At 63.5% G+C, this 19,319-nt stretch carries 20 protein-coding genes; 14 read left to right on the forward strand and 6 right to left on the reverse strand.

Annotation, left to right across the window (positions count from 1 at the left end; translation table 11 throughout):
• The first annotated feature begins 76 nt into the window (after positions 1-76).
• Positions 77-1,333, forward strand: coding sequence for a PP2C family protein-serine/threonine phosphatase (locus GQ651_RS10450; RefSeq protein WP_160764204.1), 1,257 nt, complete (start codon positions 77-79; stop codon positions 1,331-1,333).
• 9 nt (positions 1,334-1,342) lie between these two features.
• Here the strand turns inward: GQ651_RS10450 and GQ651_RS10455 are convergent, their stop codons facing one another.
• The gene (locus GQ651_RS10455; RefSeq protein WP_160764205.1) at positions 1,343-1,786 is read right to left on the reverse strand and encodes an NUDIX domain-containing protein; all 444 of its coding nucleotides are present in this window, start codon (positions 1,784-1,786) and stop codon (positions 1,343-1,345) included.
• Between the two features lie 70 nt (positions 1,787-1,856).
• Here GQ651_RS10455 and hslO point away from each other — a divergent pair, with 70 nt between their 5' ends.
• From hslO to GQ651_RS10490, 7 genes are all read left to right on the forward strand, one after another.
• Positions 1,857-2,852, forward strand: a complete 996-nt coding sequence (gene hslO / locus GQ651_RS10460; RefSeq protein WP_160764206.1) for an Hsp33 family molecular chaperone HslO — start codon at positions 1,857-1,859, stop codon at positions 2,850-2,852.
• Positions 2,845-3,450: a CoA pyrophosphatase gene (locus GQ651_RS10465; RefSeq protein WP_160764207.1), complete on the forward strand. Its 606-nt coding sequence runs from the start codon at positions 2,845-2,847 to the stop codon at positions 3,448-3,450. The genes hslO and GQ651_RS10465 overlap by 8 nt, the downstream gene beginning before the upstream one ends.
• A complete protein-coding gene (locus GQ651_RS10470) occupies positions 3,437-4,600 on the forward strand; it encodes a CCA tRNA nucleotidyltransferase (RefSeq protein WP_160764208.1) in 1,164 nt (387 codons plus the stop codon). The genes GQ651_RS10465 and GQ651_RS10470 overlap by 14 nt, the downstream gene beginning before the upstream one ends.
• A gap of 159 nt (positions 4,601-4,759) precedes the next feature.
• Positions 4,760-6,604 carry an ABC transporter ATP-binding protein gene (locus GQ651_RS10475; protein WP_160764209.1) on the forward strand — a complete coding sequence of 615 codons (1,845 nt, stop codon included), beginning with the start codon at positions 4,760-4,762 and terminating at the stop codon, positions 6,602-6,604.
• Positions 6,601-8,436, forward strand: coding sequence for an ABC transporter ATP-binding protein (locus tag GQ651_RS10480; RefSeq protein WP_319637400.1), 1,836 nt, complete (start codon positions 6,601-6,603; stop codon positions 8,434-8,436). Before GQ651_RS10475 ends, GQ651_RS10480 begins: the two co-directional genes overlap by 4 nt.
• A complete protein-coding gene (locus GQ651_RS10485) occupies positions 8,433-9,665 on the forward strand; it encodes a class I SAM-dependent RNA methyltransferase (protein WP_160764210.1) in 1,233 nt (410 codons plus the stop codon). Before GQ651_RS10480 ends, GQ651_RS10485 begins: the two co-directional genes overlap by 4 nt.
• Before the next feature lie 65 nt (positions 9,666-9,730).
• The gene (locus GQ651_RS10490) at positions 9,731-10,228 is read left to right on the forward strand and encodes a L,D-transpeptidase family protein (RefSeq protein WP_160764211.1); all 498 of its coding nucleotides are present in this window, start codon (positions 9,731-9,733) and stop codon (positions 10,226-10,228) included.
• On the opposite strand, the gene GQ651_RS10495 is transcribed toward GQ651_RS10490, so the two are convergent.
• Positions 10,219-10,755, reverse strand: coding sequence for a CAP domain-containing protein (locus tag GQ651_RS10495; RefSeq protein WP_160764212.1), 537 nt, complete (start codon positions 10,753-10,755; stop codon positions 10,219-10,221). The two genes, GQ651_RS10490 and GQ651_RS10495, sit on opposite strands and share 10 nt — an antisense overlap.
• A 162-nt stretch (positions 10,756-10,917) precedes the next feature.
• On the opposite strand from GQ651_RS10495, the gene GQ651_RS10500 reads away from it, so the two are divergent.
• The gene (locus GQ651_RS10500; RefSeq protein WP_160764213.1) at positions 10,918-11,511 is read left to right on the forward strand and encodes a L,D-transpeptidase; all 594 of its coding nucleotides are present in this window, start codon (positions 10,918-10,920) and stop codon (positions 11,509-11,511) included.
• 73 nt (positions 11,512-11,584) lie between these two features.
• Here GQ651_RS10500 and GQ651_RS10505 read toward each other — a convergent pair whose 3' ends face one another.
• The 3 genes from GQ651_RS10505 to GQ651_RS10515 all read right to left on the reverse strand — a co-directional run bounded on the left by GQ651_RS10505 (position 11,585) and on the right by GQ651_RS10515 (position 15,119).
• Positions 11,585-13,006, reverse strand: a complete 1,422-nt coding sequence (locus GQ651_RS10505; protein ID WP_160764214.1) for an HWE histidine kinase domain-containing protein — start codon at positions 13,004-13,006, stop codon at positions 11,585-11,587.
• 126 nt (positions 13,007-13,132) lie between these two features.
• Positions 13,133-14,224 carry a ferrochelatase gene (hemH, locus tag GQ651_RS10510; protein ID WP_160764215.1) on the reverse strand — a complete coding sequence of 364 codons (1,092 nt, stop codon included), beginning with the start codon at positions 14,222-14,224 and terminating at the stop codon, positions 13,133-13,135.
• A gap of 64 nt (positions 14,225-14,288) precedes the next feature.
• Positions 14,289-15,119, reverse strand: a complete 831-nt coding sequence (locus GQ651_RS10515; RefSeq protein WP_160764216.1) for a methyltransferase domain-containing protein — start codon at positions 15,117-15,119, stop codon at positions 14,289-14,291.
• A gap of 23 nt (positions 15,120-15,142) precedes the next feature.
• Between GQ651_RS10515 and GQ651_RS10520 the strand changes: the two genes are divergently transcribed.
• The 4 genes from GQ651_RS10520 to GQ651_RS10535 are packed head-to-tail and all read left to right on the forward strand — an operon-like array spanning position 15,143 to position 17,470.
• Positions 15,143-15,868 (forward strand): ComF family protein, encoded by a 726-nt coding sequence (locus tag GQ651_RS10520; protein WP_160764217.1) that lies wholly within the window; start codon positions 15,143-15,145, stop codon positions 15,866-15,868.
• Positions 15,869-15,897: 29 nt separating this feature from the next.
• Positions 15,898-16,155 carry a glutaredoxin 3 gene (grxC, locus tag GQ651_RS10525; RefSeq protein WP_160764218.1) on the forward strand — a complete coding sequence of 86 codons (258 nt, stop codon included), beginning with the start codon at positions 15,898-15,900 and terminating at the stop codon, positions 16,153-16,155.
• A 5-nt stretch (positions 16,156-16,160) separates the two neighbouring features.
• On the forward strand, positions 16,161-16,988 hold the full coding sequence (locus tag GQ651_RS10530) for a carbon-nitrogen hydrolase family protein (RefSeq protein WP_160764219.1): 828 nt from the start codon (positions 16,161-16,163) through the stop codon (positions 16,986-16,988).
• Entirely contained in the window at positions 16,988-17,470 is a 483-nt protein-coding gene (locus tag GQ651_RS10535) for a MarR family winged helix-turn-helix transcriptional regulator (protein ID WP_160764220.1), read from the forward strand. Before GQ651_RS10530 ends, GQ651_RS10535 begins: the two co-directional genes overlap by 1 nt.
• Here GQ651_RS10535 and ubiG read toward each other — a convergent pair.
• Positions 17,436-18,179 (reverse strand): bifunctional 2-polyprenyl-6-hydroxyphenol methylase/3-demethylubiquinol 3-O-methyltransferase UbiG, encoded by a 744-nt coding sequence (gene ubiG, locus GQ651_RS10540; RefSeq protein ID WP_160764221.1) that lies wholly within the window; start codon positions 18,177-18,179, stop codon positions 17,436-17,438. The two genes, GQ651_RS10535 and ubiG, sit on opposite strands and share 35 nt — an antisense overlap.
• 71 nt (positions 18,180-18,250) lie before the next feature.
• Between ubiG and pip the strand changes: the two genes are divergently transcribed.
• Positions 18,251-19,225, forward strand: coding sequence for a prolyl aminopeptidase (gene pip, locus GQ651_RS10545; protein ID WP_160764222.1), 975 nt, complete (start codon positions 18,251-18,253; stop codon positions 19,223-19,225).
• Positions 19,226-19,319 lie beyond the last annotated feature (94 nt).

Raw genomic sequence — 19,319 nt, forward strand, 5'->3', positions numbered from 1 at the left:
GCGTTAATTTTGCGTTCCGCCGCGGCAGCCCGTGATTTCAGGACACATTAACCGCTGCTGGTGTAGCACCCACCGCATGAATGCGTCCGAATCCGCGTTTCCCAAGCTTGTGGCCGCCGAAGAGGCGCGCCCGATCCTTGTTGTCGACGACAGCCGGGCGCAGCGTCGTCTTTTGTCCCGAACACTGACGAAATGGGGCTATGAGACGATTGAGGCTGGCTCAGGCGACGAAGCGCTGTCGATCTGCGCGTCAGTCGATGTGGACTTCGTCATCAGCGATTGGCTGATGCCCGGCCTCACCGGCGTCGAATTCTGTCAGCGATTCCGCGCGCTGAAGTCGGAGCGCCCAGCCTATTTCATTCTGCTCACCGCGCAGACCGAACGCGAAAAGCTGGCAGAGGGTCTGGAGAGCGGGGCTGACGATTTCCTGTCCAAACCCTTCAACGTGATCGAGCTGAAGGCCCGTGTTCGTGCCGGTCAGCGGGTGCTTCACGCCCAGCGCGACCTGATCGCCAAGAACCGGCTTCTGCGTCGGACGCTGGACGATCTGGAAGAGGCGCAAGGTGCGATCGAGCGTGACCTGAAAGAGGCGCACAGCTTTCAGCAAGGTCTGGTGCCGGAGCGGTTTCGCGCCCTGCCGGGGGCCGACCTGTCGATCCTGTATCAGCCTAGCGGACATGTCGGCGGCGATCTGGTCGGCATGTTCCCGATCAGCGAGAACCGGTATGGGGTCTACGCGCTGGACGTTGCGGGGCACGGTATCGCCTCGGCTTTGATGACCGCGCGGCTGGCGGCGAACCTGTCCGCGGTGTCGCCCGATCAGAACGTGGCGCTGACGGTCTATGCGTCGGGGCAGCGCGCGATGCTCCCCCCGGCTGAGGTCTGTCAGGTGCTGAACCGGCTTCTTCTGGAGGAATCGGATACCGACAAGTACCTGACGATGATTTTGGCCGAGATCGACCTCGCCTCCGGGCGGATCGTGATGGCGCAGGCGGGCCATCCCAGCCCGCTCCTTATTCGTGCGGATGGCCGGGCCGAGTATCTGGCTACCTATGGCCTGCCCGTCGGTCTGATCCCCGGGGCGGAATACGACGAGACGGTCGTGCAGCTTTCGAAAGGCGACCGGTTGATCCTCTATTCGGACGGTCTGACGGAATGTCCTGGACCCGACGGCGAGCTGTTGGAGGAAGAAGGGCTGCGGGACATGGTCCTGGCCAACAGGCATCTCCATGGCGAGGCGTTCGTCGCCGCGCTGACCGATGCGTTGGGCGCGTTTGCGGGCCGGACGGATTTTCCCGACGACCTTTCCGCCATGGTGATCGAGCGGACGTGAGGCCCTGATTCAAAGGCGCGAAAGTACCCTGAGAAGGAACATGCGATCGCCTTCGTTCTGGATGAGGCCGGGCGCGGCCTCGAACGGTGCCCAGATGGCAGTGTGTTCGGGCTCGGTCGGTGCGCTGATGCGCTGAACGGGACGTGCGACATAGACATGACAGACCTTTTCGGCCCAGAGGTCGTAATCCGGCATATAGGCGAAGCGACGGAAGGCGCCGACGCGTTTCGGACCCGCAATGGTCCAACCCGTTTCCTCGAAAACCTCGCGATGCAGCGCTGGCAGGACCTGCTCGCCGGTGTCGATGCCGCCGCCGGGAAGCTGGACCTCGTGCTCGGGTTCCGCCTGGTATGTCAGCAGAACGTCCCCGCCCCGCGGAAGGATCGCGTAGACACCGGGCCTGAGCCTGTAGCGGCGATCTGACCGAACCGGTTCGCCCAGTCTTGGGATCATCCCCTTGGTCCTTCGTTTGCGGTTCCTATATGGAGGCGGTATGCACGAGCGCGCTCGACAGGAAAACCCCATGAACATCGGATCGAATATCGCCTGGGACGATACCGTCCTTCCCTTTCAGCTTGATAGAACGGACACGCGGGGCCGCGTGGCCCGGCTCGACGGTGTGCTGGAACAGGTTCTGTCCCAGCACGATTACCCGCCGGCCATCGAAGCCCTGATCGCCGAGGCCACTCTGCTGACCGCGCTGATCGGCCAGACCATCAAGCTGAAGTGGAAACTGTCGCTTCAGGTGCGGGGCGATGGGCCGGCGCGTCTGATCGCCACGGACTATTACGGCCCGACCGAGGATGGCGAGCCGGCGCGTATCCGCGCCTATGCCAGCTTTGACAAGGAGCGGCTGGACCCGAACGGCGATCCGTTCCCGCAGATCGGCAAAGGCTATTTTGCGATCCTGATCGATCAGGGGGCGGGCATGACCCCTTATCAGGGCATCACGCCCATCGCGGGCGGGTCGCTCGCTGCCTGTGCGGAAGCCTATTTCGCCCAGTCCGAGCAATTGCCGACGCGGTTCGCGCTGAGCTTCGGTCAGTCGCAGGTGCCGGGGCAGTCGCTTCACTGGCGCGCGGGTGGCATGATGCTTCAGCAGATGCCCAAGGCGTCGCCCGGGGCGTCGGGCGGCGGGTCCGGCGATAACGGGCTTCTTCTGGCCGAAGATATCCTCGAAGGGAACGAGGCCGAGAACTGGAACCACGTGAACGTGCTTCTGGACACCGCCGAAGAGATCGAGCTGATCGGACCCACGGTCCAGCCGACCGAACTGCTGGTCAGGCTCTATCACGAGGATGGCCCGCGGGTGTTCGATGCGCAGCCGGTCAAGTTCGGCTGCACCTGTTCGTCGGATCGTGTGCGTCAGTCGCTTTCGATCTATTCGGCAAAGGATATCGGCCACATGACCACCGACGAGGGGATCGTGACGGCGGATTGCCAGTTCTGCGGGGCGCATTACGAGTTCGACCCGCTGACGCTGGGATTTGAGGCCGAAAAGGACCCTGAAGGTGACTGATCTTCGGGACCGGTTGGTCCGGGCGGCGACCCGGACCGACCGGCCCTCTTCGGATTTCGACCTGAACCCGTCCGTTGTCCTGCCCGAGAACCGCAAGCTCCGTGCCGCAGGCGTCCTGATTGGCGTGATCGAGGGCGGCGGTGGCGCGCGTGTTCTGCTGACCAAGCGGTCCTCGGCGCTCAAGCATCACCCCGGCCAGATTGCCTTTCCTGGCGGCAAGGTCGATCCCGTCGATGCCGATGTCGTCGCGGCGGCCATTCGCGAAACGCATGAGGAAACCGGCGTACCGCCCGAGACGATCGAGGTCATCGGTACTCTTGCGCCCCATGAAACGGTGACAGGGTTTCAGGTGACGCCGGTTCTGGCGCTGCTGACGCCACCGTCCGCATATAGGCGCGAGGCGGGCGAGGTGGACGAGGTCTTCGAAGTGCCGTTGGCGCATCTGTTGGACGCTCGGAACTACAGCGTTCAGTCCCGGCTCTGGCGGGGGCAGTCGCGATCCTACTTTACGGTGCCCTGGGGGCCCTATTACATCTGGGGTGCGACCGCGCGTATATTGCGCGGTCTGGCGGACCGGATGGCCGATGACACGACTTGATGCGGACTGGCTTCGCGATGACGCGACGCAACAGGCGCTCGGCCTTCTGACGGGCGCGGGCCATCAGGCATTTGTCGTGGGCGGCTGCGTGCGAAACGCGCTTCTGGGTGTGCCTGTCAATGACGTCGATATCGCTACCTCTGCCCCGCCGGAAACGGTTATCGAACTGGCGGACGCTGCGGGCATCCGAAGCGTGCCGACAGGTGTGGATCATGGAACCGTGACGCTGGTGATCGACGGCCAAGGGTTCGAGATCACGACCTTTCGCCGGGACGTCGAAACCGACGGGCGCCGGGCTGTGGTGAGTTTCTCCGCGACGCTGGAAGACGATGCGGCGCGGCGCGATTTCACGATGAACGCGCTTTACGCGGATGCGGATGGCACTGTGACAGACCCGGTGAACGGCCTGCCAGACCTGCGCGAGCGTCATGTGCGCTTTGTGGGCCATGCCGAGGACCGTATTCGCGAGGACTATCTCAGAAGCCTGCGTTTTTTCCGGTTTCACGCGCAATACGGCGATCCCGAGCGCGGTCTCGACGCCGATGCGCTGGCGGCCATTGCCGGCAATCTGGACGGGTTGGGTCAACTGGCTGCAGAACGGGTCTGGAGCGAGCTCAGGAAGCTTCTTTCTGCGGCCGACCCTGCACCCGCGCTCGCCGCCATGGAGACGTCCGGCGTTCTAGGGCGGCTTCTTCCCGGCGCGTCGTCGCGCTTTGTCGGCCCGTTGGTCTATCTCGAAGGTGAGGGCGGCATCCCACCTGAGGCCATTCGCAGGCTGGCCGCGCTGGGCGGCGCGGGCGCGGAACTGCGGCTTAGCCGGCAGGACGCGAGGCGGCTGGATACTCTGCGGTCAGCGGTCGAAGAGGGTACCGGCCCTGCCGAACTGGCGTGGCGCGAGGGAGCGGAAATCGCATGGGACGCAGCGCTTTTGCGCGCAGCGATGTCCGAGGCCCCGCTGGCGCCGGAGACCGGCCGGGTGATCGCCAGGGGCATGCAGGCGCAGTTTCCCCTGACCGCCGCCGACCTGATGCCGGACCTGTCCGGCGCGGCCCTGGGGCGTGCGCTCAAAGCGGCCGAGCGCGCCTGGATCGACAGTGATTTTTCGCTGGACCGTCAGAGCCTTGAAGGCGTCGCGCGGAAAGCGGGATGACAGGGCCGGTTTTTTCGGCTAATCGGATAACACCTTTCAAGAAGGATGCGAGCTCATGAACTGGATGTTGTCCGACACCGCCTGACCGGCCGGATCCAGTTCGGGACGGCCCTTTGCCCGTCCATTGCAGCCCTCGCATCTTCTTCGAAAGTCTTTTCCATGTTTCGTTTCTTTGAAAACCTTGTCGATCCCTACGTCGCCTATGAGGAACAGGACCGTCCACCGCAGCGGCTCTGGCCCTTTATCTGGGACTACAGCAAGCCGTTCCGGAAGCTCTTTGCCGTCACCGGCACCCTGACGATCCTAGTCGCCCTGATCGAGGTCTGGCTGATTGCCTATATGGGCCGTCTGGTCGACCTTCTTGCCAGTGCCGACCGGACGACCTTCTGGGACGATTACGGGTTCGAGATGGTGGCGATCGGCGTGGCGCTTCTGGTCCTGCGCCCTCTGGTCCAGCTTGTGGATGTCGGGCTTCTGAACAACGGAATCATGCCGAATTTCGGCACGCTGATCCGCTGGCGGGCGCACAGTCATGTGCTCAGACAGTCCGTCGGCTGGTTTGAGAACGATTTCGCGGGGCGTATCGCGAACCGGATCATGCAGACCCCGCCCGCGGCGGGCGAGGCCGTTTTTCAGGTCTTCGATGCGATGGCCTATTCCTTTGCCTACATCGTCGGCGCGCTGATCCTGCTGTCCGGCTCCGATCCCCGGCTTATGCTGCCGATGCTGCTCTGGCTGGGCCTTTATCTCTGGCTGGTGCGCTGGACCATCAAACGCGTCGGCCCGGCGAGTCAGGCGGCTTCGAACGCGCGCAGTCAGGTGACAGGCCGTGTCGTGGACGCCTATAGCAACATCCACTCGGTCAAGATGTTCGCCCACAACGAGGCCGAGCGCGCTTATGCGAAAGAGGCCATCGAACACGCCCGAGAGACGTTCCAGACGGAAATGCGCATCTATACCAAGATGGATGTTGGGCTGGTCTTTCTGAACGGGTTCCTGATCGTCGCCGTCGTCGGCTGGGCGGTGTGGCTCTGGGCGACCGGTGCCGCGACTGTGGGTGTCGTTGCTGCCGCGTCTGCGCTTGTGCTCCGGCTGAACGCCATGACCGGATGGATCATGTGGGCGCTGTCCAGCTTCTTCCGCAACCTCGGCGTTGTGGCCGAGGGCATGCAGACCATCGCGCAGCCGATCGAGCTGGTGGATGCGCCGGACGCGAAGCCTCTGAGACTGGAGAAGGGCCTGATCGAGATCGACGGGCTGTCGCATCATTACGGGCGAGGCTCTGGCGGTTTGGACCGTGTTACCCTGACCATTCGTCCCGGCGAAAAGGTCGGGCTTGTCGGGCGTTCGGGTGCCGGCAAGTCGACGCTCGTGAGGCTGCTTCTGCGGTTTTACGATGCCGAGGCTGGTGCGATCCGCATCGACGGTCAGGACATTGCCCACGTGGCGCAGGACTCGCTCCGGCTGCAGATCGGCATGGTTCAGCAGGATTCGTCCCTTCTTCACCGTTCGGTGCGGGACAACATTCTCTATGGCCGACCCGACGCCACCGAGGACGAGGTGATCGCGGCGGCAAAACGGGCCGAGGCGCATGACTTCATTCTGGACCTGCAGGACCCCGAGGGTCGGACGGGATATGACGCTCAGGTCGGCGAGCGCGGCGTGAAACTGTCCGGCGGGCAACGTCAGCGGATCGCGCTGGCACGCGTCGTCCTGAAAGACGCACCGATCCTCATTCTGGACGAGGCGACAAGCGCGCTGGACAGCGAGGTCGAGGCGGCAATTCAGGAAACGCTCTACGGGATGATGGAAGGCAAGACGGTCATCGCGATTGCACACAGATTGTCCACCATTGCCCATCTGGACCGCATCGTGGTTATCGACGACGGTCACATCGTGGAAGAAGGCAGCCATTCCGCGCTTTTGGCGGCGGGCGGTCTATATTCCCGGTTCTGGGGCCGCCAGTCGGGCGGTTTCATCGACACGACAGAGGCCGCCGAGTGACCCGGATCGAGGATCTGATCGACGCGTTTCGCCCTGCGGAGGGACCACCCCCGCAGACGCTCGGGCCGTTCTTTCGCTGGGTCCTCAAGGGCGCCATGCCCGTTCTGGCCGTGGCCGCGGTCCTGTCCGCAGCGACCGGCACGCTCGAGGTTCTGAGCGCGATCCTTCTGGGCATGGTGATCGATTCGGCGCTGAACTCGACACCGGAGGTCTATTTCTCGACCAACACCACGACGCTGTTGCTGTTACTCGGGTTCTTTCTGGTCCTGCGTCCCATCCTGTTCGGCGCGAACTCGCTGACTAACGCAGTCGTTGTCATGCCCAATATCAACCCGTTGGTGCTGACGCGTCTGCATCGTTGGACGCTGGGGCAGGCTGTGACGTTCTTCGACGACGATTTCGCCGGAAGGATCGCGCAGAAGCAGCTTCAGACGTCGCGCGCGGTCACGGACATCGTCAGCGAGATAATCAACGTGGGCTTTTTCGCGTTGGCCTCTCTGGTGGGGTCCGCGCTGCTGCTGACGACGATAAACGGATGGATGGCCGTGGGGCTTGGGCTTTGGCTTGTGATCTATCTCCTGATGATCCGCTGGTTCATGCCGCGTATCCGCGTGAGGTCGCAGGCGCGGGCAGGTGCGCGCGCCATGGTCACGGGCCAGATCGTCGACACGGTCACCAATATCAAGACCGTCAAACTGTTCGCCCATGCCGACTACGAGGAAGGCGCGGCGCTGGGCGCGGTAAAGAGCTTTCGTGAAAAGACGCTGGCCTATGGATACATCTCGGGGATGTTCCGGTTCTGCCTGATGTCGCTGGCCGGAGTTCTGCCGGTCTTCCTGATCGGGGCCACGCTCTATCTCTGGTCGCTGGGCGCGGCGACGCCGGGCGACATCGCCGCCGCCGGAGCTATCGCCATCCGCATCGCGCAGATGACGGGCTGGGTCAGCCATACACTAATGGCCATCTATGCCGCTATCGGAGAGGTCGAGGACGGCATGCGCACGCTGACGCCGCCCCACGCTCTGACCGACCGGCCCGGCGCGACGGCGCTTCCGGCGGATGCCAGCCGGATCGCCTTCGAGGATGTGAGCTTTTCCTACGGTCGGCGCACGGGCGGGGTCGAAGCGATTTCGCTCGTCATCGAGCCGGGCGAGAAGATCGGGATCGTTGGCGCATCGGGCGCGGGCAAGTCCACGCTCGTCGCGCTGCTTCTCAGGCTCTACGACACCGAGGGCGGCCGCGTGACCATCGGCGGGCAGGATATCCGCGACGTGACACAGGAAAGCCTGCGCCAGCAGATCGGGATGGTCACGCAGGAAACCGCCATGTTCAATCGTTCGGCCAGCGAGAACATCCTCTATGGGCGTCCCGATGCCACCGAGGACGAGATGATCGCGGCGGCAAAGCGGGCCGAGGCGCATGGTTTCATTCTGGGCCTGAAGGACCACAAGGGACGTACGGGATACGACGCGCATCTGGGCGAGCGGGGCGTCAAGCTCTCCGGCGGGCAACGCCAGCGGATCGCACTGGCGCGCGCCATTCTGAAAGACGCGCCCATTCTGGTTCTGGACGAAGCGACAAGCGCACTGGACAGCGAGGTCGAAGCCTCGATTCAGGAAGCGCTCGAGCGCGTAATGGATGGCAAAACGGTCATGGCCATCGCGCACCGGCTTTCCACGATTGCCCGCATGGACCGGATCGTGGTGCTCGATGACGGACATATTGTCGAACAGGGGACCCATGCCGAATTGCTGGAGCAAGGCGGGGTCTATGCCCGCTTCTGGCAACGGCAGTCGGGCGGGTTCATCGGCGTGCAAGAGGCCGCCGAATGACAAGCCCGGTGCGGGTGACGATCGAGCGTCTGGGCCACAAGGGTGACGGTATCGCGCCCGGCCCCGTCTTCGTACCGCGCGTTCTGCCGGGCGAGGTGGTCGAAGGCATCCCGGAGGGCGAAAAGCTGACCGCGCCCCGGATTGTCACCCCGTCAGCCGCCCGGGTTGCCGCGCCCTGCCGGCACTACAAGGCCTGCGGCGGGTGTTCTCTTCAGCATGTCAGCGACGATTTCGTGGCCGAGTGGAAGCTGGGCATCGTGCGCACCGCGTTGGAGGCGAATGGTCTGTCCGCGCCTCTCCGCCGCCTTCACACCTCGCCCCCCGAAAGCCGCCGGCGCGCCGTCTTCGGCGGGCGGCGGACAAAGTCGGGGGCGATCGTCGGGTTTCACGGACCGCAAAGCCATACTCTGACCGCTGTGCCGGACTGTCGCGTTCTGGACCCGGCCCTGACGGCTGCCTTACCCGTTCTGGAGCAGGTCACGGCCATCGGTGGCAGCCGGAAGGGCGAGCTTCGGCTGACCACAACGGTGACCGATGCGGGGCTGGACCTGTCGGTACAGTACGGCCCCGATCTGGATCTGGACCGGCGTACGCGGCTGACGGCGCTTGTGTCGGGAGGGGGTGTGACGCGGCTGACATGGAATGACGAGACCGTGTTTCAGGAAACCGAGCCTTTCGTCACCATCGGCGGCTTCCGCGTGCCGTTGCCGCCCGGCGCTTTTCTTCAGGCGACGATTCCCGGAGAGGCGGCGCTGACGGCATCTGTGGCGGATGCGCTGGATGGTGCCCGGGGGGCGGTCGCGGACCTGTTTTCCGGGATCGGCACCTTCACCTTTCCGCTGGCGGCGCGCCACGAGGTGCACGCGGTTGAAGGCGCCGCAGCCATGACCAGCGTGCTCGACAGGGGCTGGCGCGGTGCGACCGGCATTCGCCAGGTCACGACCGAGACGCGGGACCTTTTCCGGCGCCCGCTCTTGCCGGATGAGCTGAAGCGTTTCGCTGCCTTGGTGATCGACCCGCCCCGCGCGGGTGCTGCCGCCCAGATCGCGGAAATCGCAACGGCCCGCGTACCGCGTGTGGCCCATGTGTCGTGCAACCCGGTGACCTTCGCGCGGGATGCGGCGACGCTCGTCGCGGCGGGCTATGCGCTTGACTGGGTGGACGTGGTCGATCAGTTCCGGTGGTCGCCCCACGTGGAACTAGCGGCCAGCTTCACGTTAACCGATTGAGGATTCCCAGACGTTACGCTTTCGGGTAGCGTGATTTCCGAGGCATCAAATCGGGCGAAGACCCAATGAAACTGACAAGACGCGCCGCCCTTATCGGGGGCAGCTTACTGGCGTTGACGGGCTGCGGCTCGAAATTTCAGTCCTATACCGGGCCAGCGGTCACACGCGTGGCCGTCTTCAAGGACAGCCGCCGGATGTATCTTCTGCATCACAAGAGCGTTCTGAAGGCCTATGACATCGACCTCGGCTTTGCGCCGGTGGGTGACAAGAAGGTCGAGGGCGACGGCAAAACGCCGGAAGGGCATTACCTGATCGACCGACGGAATCCGAACAGTCGCTACCACCTCTCGATCGGTATCGACTATCCGCGCGCCCATGACATTGCGGAGGCGCGCGCGCTGGGCAAGGAGCCGGGCGGCGACATCTTCATCCACGGGCAGGGCAATCCGGTGTCCCGGCTGCGCCGGGACTGGACCTGGGGGTGCATTGCCGTAACCAATGACGAGATCGAAGAGGTCTATGCAATGGTGCGCGACGGCACCATCGTCTCGATTTATCCCTGAAGGGCTGCCGTGCTGGCCTGACCGGTAATCAGCGTCCACCAGATCTTGCCCGACGGCTCCTGAAACCAAGCGATGCCCAGATCGGTGGCGCGCGGATCGAGGATGACGCCACGCGTGTCGGGCTGCGTCATCCAGGCGGCAAGGGTCTCAAGTTCGGATTCGTAGGTTTCCGAGATATTCTCGCCCAGAAGTCCGCCGCGATAGCCTGCCCGCTGCACACGATCGAGCGGACTGGACCCGTCCGACCCGAAGTGCCAAGGCCGGTTCTGAAGCGACATGTCCTGCGCATGGGTTGCAGCGGCTGCGTTCAGTTCCGCCGACAGCTTCACCTGACCGGCCCCCGACGCCGCGCGAAGTGCGTTCACCCCGTCGAGCACCCGGAACTGGATCTCGGACGTGTCCGATGAGTCGATGCGGTAGATCTGCGGAAGCGGGCGCCCGTCCGGACCGAAACGCGGCGGCTCGGGCGTTGCGCAGGCTGTGAGGGTAAAGGCAAGGCCGATCAGCAGAAGAAACTTACGCAGCATGGGAAACACTCGATGACATTTTTCGGGGCAAGCCTTACAGCCAACGTGCCTCCTATACAAACCGAAGTGCCACACTGTTCGGCAAGCTAACGCCGGTTTGATTTGAAGCTGTTTCTTTTCCGCACTAAGTTCTGCAGCGGACCGGAAACGGAGATGTAAGTAATGACTATTCCCAAGTTGGACCGCCGCGGCTTTATCGCAGGCACCGCCGGGGCGGCCTCTGTGCTGGCCGCGCCTGCCATCGCGCAAAGCAACGTCGACCCCGAATTCCGCGACCAGGTGTCGGACTCGGTAAGGCGGAATGCGTCGAGCTTTCGGGCGCTGGAATGGCGGCCCTATTTCGACAACCTGAATAACGGAGCGATCCTTGTCGATATCACGTCGCGTGCGCTGCACTACTGGGACGAGACCGACACGATCTACAAGCTTTACCCGACCAGCGTGCCGCTGAGCGAGGATCTGACCCGCCGTGGCCGGACCCGCGTGGTTCTGAAGGACCCCGAGCCAGACTGGCGCCCGACACCGGCTATGAAGCAGCGGAACCCGGACTGGCCCGACTACATGCCGCCGGGACCGGACAACCCGCTCGGCATCCGCGCGATGCACCTGACCTGGACTTATTACCGCATCCACGGCACCCACGACACGCGCAAGATCGGACGCCGCTCGTCGAATGGCTGCATCGGCCTTTATAACGAGCACATCACCGAGCTTTACGATCTCTCCAAGGTTGGAACGCAGGTTCTGGTGATCTGACGGTAACCGTCAGGTGAAACAGGAAAGGCCCCGGCGGTGAGCGCGGGGCCTTTTTGCTGTTGTCAGATAGCGGCTACGAACCCAGAGCGATCATCTGCGCGACCAGGTCAACCTCGCGGAAGGGTTTGGAGATCACGGTGACGCCTTCGAATGCCTCTCCGAGGTCTGCGCTGTCCAACTGCCCTGTGAGGACGATAAACGGGACCGCGAGTTCCGACAGGCGGGACGCGATCTCATCTGATGTTGTCCGACCGAGATTGAAGTCGATCAAGGCGGCTTCGGGCGGGCTTTCCAGTGCCGCAAAGGCATCGGTCACTCTGGAAAACGGACCCAGAACCGTAGCTCCTCGGGATTCGAAGATATCGGCCAGATCCATGCCGATGATCGGGTCGTCTTCGACCACCATGATCCGGCGACCCGAGAACCACGTTTCGGGATCCGCCGCTTGGTCCGGTGTCGAGACCGCAATCGAAGGGGTGTCCGGAAGCGCCTCGTTCTGAAAGCTACGATGTACCCTGATGTCACATTTCAGACCGTCATCCGAGTAAGATATATCCACCGCCCCGTCGTCACGCAGGGCATTCCGAAAGATAGACGATCCGATGCCGGAGAGCCGATTGTCGGCGATGGCCGGGCCACCCGTTTCGACCCAGCGGATAGATACGGTGCGGTCTGCATGTGTCGAGACATCTATGCTGACGTTACCGTCCGGCAGGGAAAGCGCCCCGTGTTTGACCGCGTTTGTCAGAAGCTCGTGGAAAATCATGGCAAGCGCCTCTGACGCTTCACCCGTGAACCAGATGCGTGTTTCGCCAGTGATTGAGAGGCGGTCCAGCCAGCCGGAAAAGGCATCCAATTCCGTCGTCAGGATGTCTTTAAGGCTGGACCGCTCGGCTTCGTCCGAAATGAGAACCTTGTTGGCGCGCGACAGGGCCGCCAGCCGTTCCATCAGTGTCTCCGAGAACTCTTCGACCGAGTCCGCTCTTTTGGCGACCTGCCGGATCATCGAGTTCATGATCGCGAAGGTGTTCGAAACACGATGGTCGAGTTCCCTCGAAAGCAGCTTGAGCCGATCTTCGTTCCGCTTAGTTTCGGTAATGTCGATCACATGGCCGATCAGTTTCGTGACCTCGCCCGAGTCGGAGAAAATCGGCATGCCCTTCGCACTGATCCAGCGATCGACGCCGTCGGCGCGCCGTATCCGGGTTTCAAAAGACCAAGGGTTGCCGTCGGTGAGCGAGCTATTCAGGAGGTTCTCGACACGGTCGCGGTCTTCTTCGGCGACGTAGCTCAGGAAAATCTCTGCGCTCCATTCGTCGAGAAGCGTCTCGTGCCCAAAAATCTGGTCGTGCCGTAGGTTGCGCTCTGCCTTCCCGGTTTCGGCATCAAGCTCCCAGATTCCGATCTCGGACGTAGCTTGAATCAGATTGAGGTGGTCGCTGCCTCTATCGAACGTGGGAAAGTCTGACATGCCCTGCGCTGCCCTATCTCTCACTGGCTAATAACGTCGACTGTTCGCGAGTTTGGAAATGTCGACATCATTTTACAAAATAAGTTAATATTCCGCATCTGAGGGCACAGCTCAAGACGCGTGGACATTGTGACCAACTTTGAAAGCCGGTCAGTCGAGCCACCCCTTGAGGTTATCCTCGATCGCCTCGGAGAGCGCCGCGATATGCGCCTCGTCGTCGTTAAGGCAGGGGATGTAGGTGAAGTGCTCGCCGCCCGCTTCCTCGAAGCTCTCGCGAATCTCTTCATTGATTTCTTCCAGCGTCTCGATGCAGTCGGCCGAGAACGCCGGCGCGATGATGGCGATGCGCTTCTTGCCGTCCTCGGCAAGGCGCGCGACCTCTTCGACGGTGTAGGGCTTGAGCCATTCTTCCGGGCCGAAGCGGCTTTGGAAGGTCGAGGTGATCTGGGTGTCGTCCCAGCCCAGGCGCTCTTTCAGCAGCCGCGTCGTCTTCACGCACTGGCAGTGATAGGGATCGCCTTCCATAAGGTAACGCTGCGGCACGCCGTGATAGGAACAGACGAGGATGTCGGGCTTGGTCTCCATCATCGCGTAGGCACGTTCGACCGACTGGGCAAGCGCCTCGATATAGGACGGGCGGTCGAAATAGGCGGGGACGGTGCGGACCGGCGGCTGCCACTTTTCTTCCATCAGGGCGCGGAAGAACTGGTCGTTCGCGGTCGCGGTCGTGGCACCCGCGTATTGCGGATAGAGCGGGAAGAACAGGATCTTCCGGCAGCCGCGCTCGGCCATGACCCGGACCTTGGATTTGGTCGACGGGTTGCCGTAGCGCATGCAGAAGTCCACCAGCACGTCATCGCCATAGCGCGCCTGCATCGCGGCCTTGATCTTTTCCGTTTGCGCCTTGGTGATCGTCATGAGGGGGCTTTCGCCCAGATCCTCGTTCCAGATCGACTTGTACGCGGCGCCGGATGAGAAGGGCCGTTTGGACAGGATCACAAGCTGCAGAAGCGGCTGCCAGATCCACGGGCTGTAATCGATGACGCGGCGGTCTGACAGGAACTCGCCCAGGTAGCGGCGCATGGACCAGTAATCGTAGTTGTCCGGCGTCCCCAGATTGGCCAGCAGGACGCCCACGCGCGGGCGCTTAACCGGCGGGTGATCCGCCGGAAGGTGCGGGTTGTGCGGTTCTGTTTCGTCTTTCGGCAAGGTCACATCCTGACGTGAGCGCGCATCCAACATCCTAGAAAACCCTGTTTCGCATGTCTGCCCCTAGAGCCGCGACATAACGGTCCTTTCGCCAAGGTCAACGTATGCGGGGTGCGACCGTATCGCCCGCAGGGCTTTCAGTGGTGCCAAGCGCGTCTGCCAGACGCTGTTGCGCCGAGCCGGGGCGAAGAGGTTTCGGCTGGCTTTCATCGGGCGCCCAACCGGTCAGGAAGACCATCTCGAATGTCGCCAACAGATAGCCTTCGTCGTCCGAGAAATGGCTGCGGTAGATGTCCTCGGCCGTGGAAAAGAGCCGCCTGTTGGTGAACTGCCGTGGGCGGTCAGCAAGCGCGTTCGTTTCGCCCATAACGCGCAGATCGCGGCAAAGCGCGGCAAGCGTGCGATACCTCACCGTCAGCCGCTGGGAATCCGCGACTGGCAGCGCAAAGCCCGCACGCTGCATCAGCCCGCCCAGATCGCGCAAATCTGCCATGGGCAGCACACGCGGCGAAAGGCCGCCCGAGACCCGCGCCTCGGCCTCGGCGAGAGAGGTGCGCAACTCGTGCAGGGTCTGACCGGCGAACATCGTGCCGATGAAGAGCCCGTCGGGTTTGAGAAGCAGCCGCGATTGAACAAGCTGCCCGACCGGGTCATCTGCCCAGTGCAGCGACATTGCATGGACCACAAGGTCATGCGCGCCGCGCGAGCCGGACAGTTCCGGCGCGTCGTCCAGCTGGGTCGCCCCGGGCAGAAGCGTGGCAAATGGCCCCTTCGACAGTCCAATGACGGCAGGCGCCGTAAACGTCCTGTTAACCTCGCTCAGTCTTTCCTCGATCTCGGCAGCCGCTTCGGCGTGGAGGAAGGCATCCTCCATCGTGGCGCGGCGTCGGTGCGCGATGAGCGCGGATCGGTCGGTCAGGGTCTGCATGACGCCCCAGAAGGTAACGACGCATGAGCGCTTTGCAACGCGCACTCTCGGTTCTTTATCCCGATCAGTGCCTGATCTGCCGAAATCTGGTGGATCAGCCCGGCGCGCTTTGCCCTGACTGCTGGCGCGGGGTCCCCTTCGTGCAGGGCCATGTCTGCGACGCGTGTGGCGCGCCTCTGCCGGGGCAGGGGGATGGGGCGGCGGATCATTGCGACGACTGCCTGACGGTTGCGCGCCCTTGGGACAAGGGCCGGGCAGTGATGCTCTATCGTGACGCGGGGCGACGCTTCGTGCTGGCGCTGAAGCATGGCGACCGGACCGACCTTGCAGGTCCCGCTGCGCGCTGGCTCACCGAGCGTTTGCGCCCGCTGGTTGAGTGTGACGCGGTTGTGGTCCCGGTGCCTGTGCATTGGAGTCGGCTTCTCCGGCGGCGTTACAATCAGGCGGCCGAGATCGCGCGGGCGATGGGGCCGCTTCTGGGGGTGCCTGCCGTGCCCGATGCGCTGACACGGCTCCGGGCGACCGCCGTGCAGGACGGGCTTGGGATCGACGCGCGCTTTGCGAATGTCGCCGATGCCATCGTGGTGGCTGGGGCGAAACGGTCTGCGCTGGACGGTAGAACGGTGATCCTTGTGGATGACGTTATGACCTCGGGCGCGACACTCGCCGCCGCGACCACGGCCTGCCATGACGCGGGTGCAAGCCGGGTTATCGTCGGGGTGCTGGCACGGGCGGTCCGAAGCCCCTAGATAAGGGGCAACGGAATGCGGAGACCTCCATGGCCCAGATTGAAATCTATACGACGCCCCTTTGCGGGTTCTGCCACGCTGCGAAGCGGCTTCTGACGCAGAAGGATGCGGCATTTGCCGAGATTGACGTCTCGCGCGCTCCTGACAAGCGGCAGGAGATGATGGCGCGGGCCAACGGGCGCCACACGGTGCCGCAGATCTTCGTAGACGGTCAGCACGTGGGCGGTTGCGACGATCTCTACGCGCTCGAGCGCGCAGGTAAGCTCGACCCGATACTGGCGGCTTGAGGCCGATGCGCGCGGCACTGGTCCAGCTCAACGCCTCGGACGATCCGGCCGCCAATCTGCCCGTGACGCTTGGTTTTCTTGAAGACGCCGCCGACGCAGGCGCGGAGATCGCGCTGACGCCCGAGGTGACGAATTGTGTCTCGGCCAGTCGCGCGCGGCAGGCTGAAGTGCTGCAGGACGAGAATGAAGACATCACCCTTGCGGCGGTGCGCGAGCTTGCCGCGCGGCGCGGAATGCGGGTGCTGATCGGGTCGCTGGCGCTGAAGGGCGGTGCAGATGGCCGTTTTGTGAACCGGTCCTTGCTGATCGGGCCGGATGGCGGGATCGCCGCGCGCTATGACAAGATGCACATGTTCGACGTCTCGATTTCCGAGACCGAGACCTATCGCGAAAGCGCGGGCTATGCGCCCGGTGACCGCGCTGTGCTTGTTCAGGCCGGCGCAGCCGCGCTTGGCCTGACGATCTGCTACGACCTGCGCTTTCCCTATCTCTTCCGCCGTCTGGCACAGGCGGGGGCCGAGGTGCTGACGGTACCGTCCGCCTTTGCGCCGGACACAGGCGCGGCGCATTGGGAAACGCTTCTAAGGGCGCGCGCGATCGAGACCGGGTCTTTCGTCTTGGCGCCGGCGCAATGCGGCACGCACCGGGCCGTGCAGGGCCGCGAAAGGCGGACCCATGGCCATTCGCTGGCTGTTGATCCATGGGGAAGAATTCTGGCCGATGGCGGCGATTTGCCCGGGGTCACAACGGTTGATTTGGACGTGTCTGCGGTCAAGGATGTGCGGGGACGCGTGCCGTCCCTGACCCATGACCGAGACTTCGAAGGACCGTAATGGCCGAAAACAAGGACCCCGGCGACCCGCTGTCGATCGCGCTGTTCAGCGAGATGTTCATGGCGGATCAGCTTGCCCGCGCGCGTCTGGCCAAGGCCTTGCCGAAGGGAATGGAGCTGAGCCATTTCTCGGTTCTGAACCATCTGGCCCGCGCGAATGCCGAACGCACCCCGGCGCAGTTGGCTCGCGCGTTTCACGTCACGCGGGGCGCAATGACCAACACGGTCAGCAAGCTGGAATGGGCGGGCTACGTCCATGTCCGGCCCGACTGGGACGACGCGCGGCGCAAGTTCGTGTCCATCAGCGCGACCGGTCGCAAGGCGCGCGAGGCGGCGATCGCCGCGATCTATCCCATCATCAGCGAAGCGGTCGAGGCGGTCGGCCCCGAGCGTGTCCGGAACGCCCTGCCAGTGATCCGCGAGATCCGGCGGCGCTTCGACGAAGAAGCTACGCAGGACGAAGGGACGTCGTCACGTAGTTGACCGACAGGTCCTTGTCGCTCAGCGACCAGCGCCATGACACCGGGTTGAAGACGAAGCCCTTGCGATCCACCGGGTCGAGGCCGGCTTGCGACAGCAGACTATAAAGCTCGTCCGGCGTGATGAATTTCGACCACTCATGCGTGCCCTTGGGGAGCCAGCGCATGATGTGCTCGGCCCCGACGATGGCCATGGCGAAGCTCTTGGGGTTCCGGTTGATGGTCGAGCAGGTCATCAGGCCGCCCGGTTTCAGCAGGTCATGGCAGGCGGTCAGATAGGCCAACGGGTCGGCCACGTGTTCGACCACTTCCATGTTGAGAACCGCGTCGAATCGCTCACCCGCCGCGGCCAGAGCCTCGGCCGTCGTGTGGCGATAGTCGATCTTCAGGCCCTGCGCCTCAGCATGGACACGGGCGACGGGGATGTTCCGTTCGGCGGCGTCGGCGCCCACCACATCGGCCCCGAGCCGGGCCATCGGTTCGGACAACAAACCGCCGCCGCAGCCGATGTCCAGAATGCGCAGCCCCTCGAACGGTCGCGACGCGGACAGGTCGCGATCGAACTCGACCGCAATTTGTCGTGTGATATAGTCCAGCCGACAGGGGTTCAGCATGTGCAGCGGCTTGAACTTACCGTTCGGGTCCCACCATTCGGCGGCCATCGCCTCGAACTTGGCGATTTCGGACGGATCGATGGTTGTTGCGCTTTCCATAAGGCCCCCGGCATGAACATTCTGACCCGGCACCCATAGATTGCCGGATTTTCGAGTTATATAGATCCGTCATGGACCGGTCCGTAGACAAAAAGAGTGCGGCACATTTTCTCTATCCGCCGATCGACCCCTTCGATCAGCGGATGCTGGACGTGGGCGACGGTCATCGCGTCTATGTCGAACAATGCGGCAATCCAGAGGGTCAGCCTGTGGTGGTGCTGCATGGCGGGCCGGGTGGCGGATGCAGCCCGGCGATGCGGCGTTATTTCGATCCGAGCCACTATCGTGTGATCCTGTTCGATCAGCGCGGATGCGGTCGCTCCCGACCTCATGCGGTCGTCAAGGACAACACCACCTGGCATCTGGTGCGTGATATCGAGCTGATCCGCGAGACGCTGGGCATCGACAAGTGGATCGTCTTCGGCGGAAGCTGGGGTGCGACGCTGTCGCTGATCTATGCCATCACCCATCCCGACCGGACCGCCTATCTGGCGTTGCGCGGTGTGTTCCTGATGACGCGGGCCGAGCTTGACTGGTTCTATGGCGGCGGTGCGGGCAGTTTCTGGCCCGATGTGTGGTCACGGTTCACGGCGATCATCCCCGTGGATGAGCATGACGACCTGATCGCCGCCTATCACCGGCGCTTGTTCTCGGGCGACCTCAGTCAGGAGACACGTTTCGCCCGTGCCTGGGCAAGCTGGGAGAACACGCTGGCCTCGATCTCGAATGATGGGCCGGGTGGCGAAAGCCCTGCGGAATACGCCCGCGCCTTTGCCCGGCTTGAAAACCATTATTTCACCAATGGCGGTTTCCTGGAAAGCGATGGCTGGATCGAAGAGAATATCGGCACCATCGCCAATATTCCCGGCACCATTGTTCAGGGCAGGTACGATATGATCTGCCCGCCCGCTGCGGCGCATCGGCTTGCGGCGGCCTGGCCCGGCGCCTCGCTGACCATCGTGCCGCGCGCGGGCCATGCCCTGTCCGAGCCCGGGATCAGCGCGGAACTGGTGCGCGTGATGGACGGTTTGCGCCGCCGGTTCTAATGCGTTTGCCGCGCTTGCGCAGTTTTTCGCCGGCCCCTTGATGCGGTTGCGCGGTTTTCCGATTTCCCAAGACCTGCCGGCAGGTCGCCCTTGT

Source organism: Kangsaoukella pontilimi, assembly GCF_009830125.1.
Lineage (GTDB): Bacteria > Pseudomonadota > Alphaproteobacteria > Rhodobacterales > Rhodobacteraceae > Kangsaoukella > Kangsaoukella pontilimi.

Coding starts and splice junctions, on each gene's coding strand:
- GQ651_RS10450 (WP_160764204.1), top strand. CDS start 77: ATGAATGCGTCCGAATCCGCGTTTCCCAAGCTTGTGGCCGCCGAAGAG.
- GQ651_RS10455 (WP_160764205.1), bottom strand. CDS start 1,786: ATGATCCCAAGACTGGGCGAACCGGTTCGGTCAGATCGCCGCTACAGG.
- hslO (WP_160764206.1), top strand. CDS start 1,857: ATGAACATCGGATCGAATATCGCCTGGGACGATACCGTCCTTCCCTTT.
- GQ651_RS10470 (WP_160764208.1), top strand. CDS start 3,437: ATGACACGACTTGATGCGGACTGGCTTCGCGATGACGCGACGCAACAG.
- GQ651_RS10475 (WP_160764209.1), top strand. CDS start 4,760: ATGTTTCGTTTCTTTGAAAACCTTGTCGATCCCTACGTCGCCTATGAG.
- GQ651_RS10485 (WP_160764210.1), top strand. CDS start 8,433: ATGACAAGCCCGGTGCGGGTGACGATCGAGCGTCTGGGCCACAAGGGT.
- GQ651_RS10490 (WP_160764211.1), top strand. CDS start 9,731: ATGAAACTGACAAGACGCGCCGCCCTTATCGGGGGCAGCTTACTGGCG.
- GQ651_RS10495 (WP_160764212.1), bottom strand. CDS start 10,755: ATGCTGCGTAAGTTTCTTCTGCTGATCGGCCTTGCCTTTACCCTCACA.
- GQ651_RS10500 (WP_160764213.1), top strand. CDS start 10,918: ATGACTATTCCCAAGTTGGACCGCCGCGGCTTTATCGCAGGCACCGCC.
- hemH (WP_160764215.1), bottom strand. CDS start 14,224: ATGTTGGATGCGCGCTCACGTCAGGATGTGACCTTGCCGAAAGACGAA.
- GQ651_RS10515 (WP_160764216.1), bottom strand. CDS start 15,119: ATGCAGACCCTGACCGACCGATCCGCGCTCATCGCGCACCGACGCCGC.
- GQ651_RS10520 (WP_160764217.1), top strand. CDS start 15,143: ATGAGCGCTTTGCAACGCGCACTCTCGGTTCTTTATCCCGATCAGTGC.
- grxC (WP_160764218.1), top strand. CDS start 15,898: ATGGCCCAGATTGAAATCTATACGACGCCCCTTTGCGGGTTCTGCCAC.
- GQ651_RS10530 (WP_160764219.1), top strand. CDS start 16,161: ATGCGCGCGGCACTGGTCCAGCTCAACGCCTCGGACGATCCGGCCGCC.
- GQ651_RS10535 (WP_160764220.1), top strand. CDS start 16,988: ATGGCCGAAAACAAGGACCCCGGCGACCCGCTGTCGATCGCGCTGTTC.
- ubiG (WP_160764221.1), bottom strand. CDS start 18,179: ATGGAAAGCGCAACAACCATCGATCCGTCCGAAATCGCCAAGTTCGAG.
- pip (WP_160764222.1), top strand. CDS start 18,251: ATGGACCGGTCCGTAGACAAAAAGAGTGCGGCACATTTTCTCTATCCG.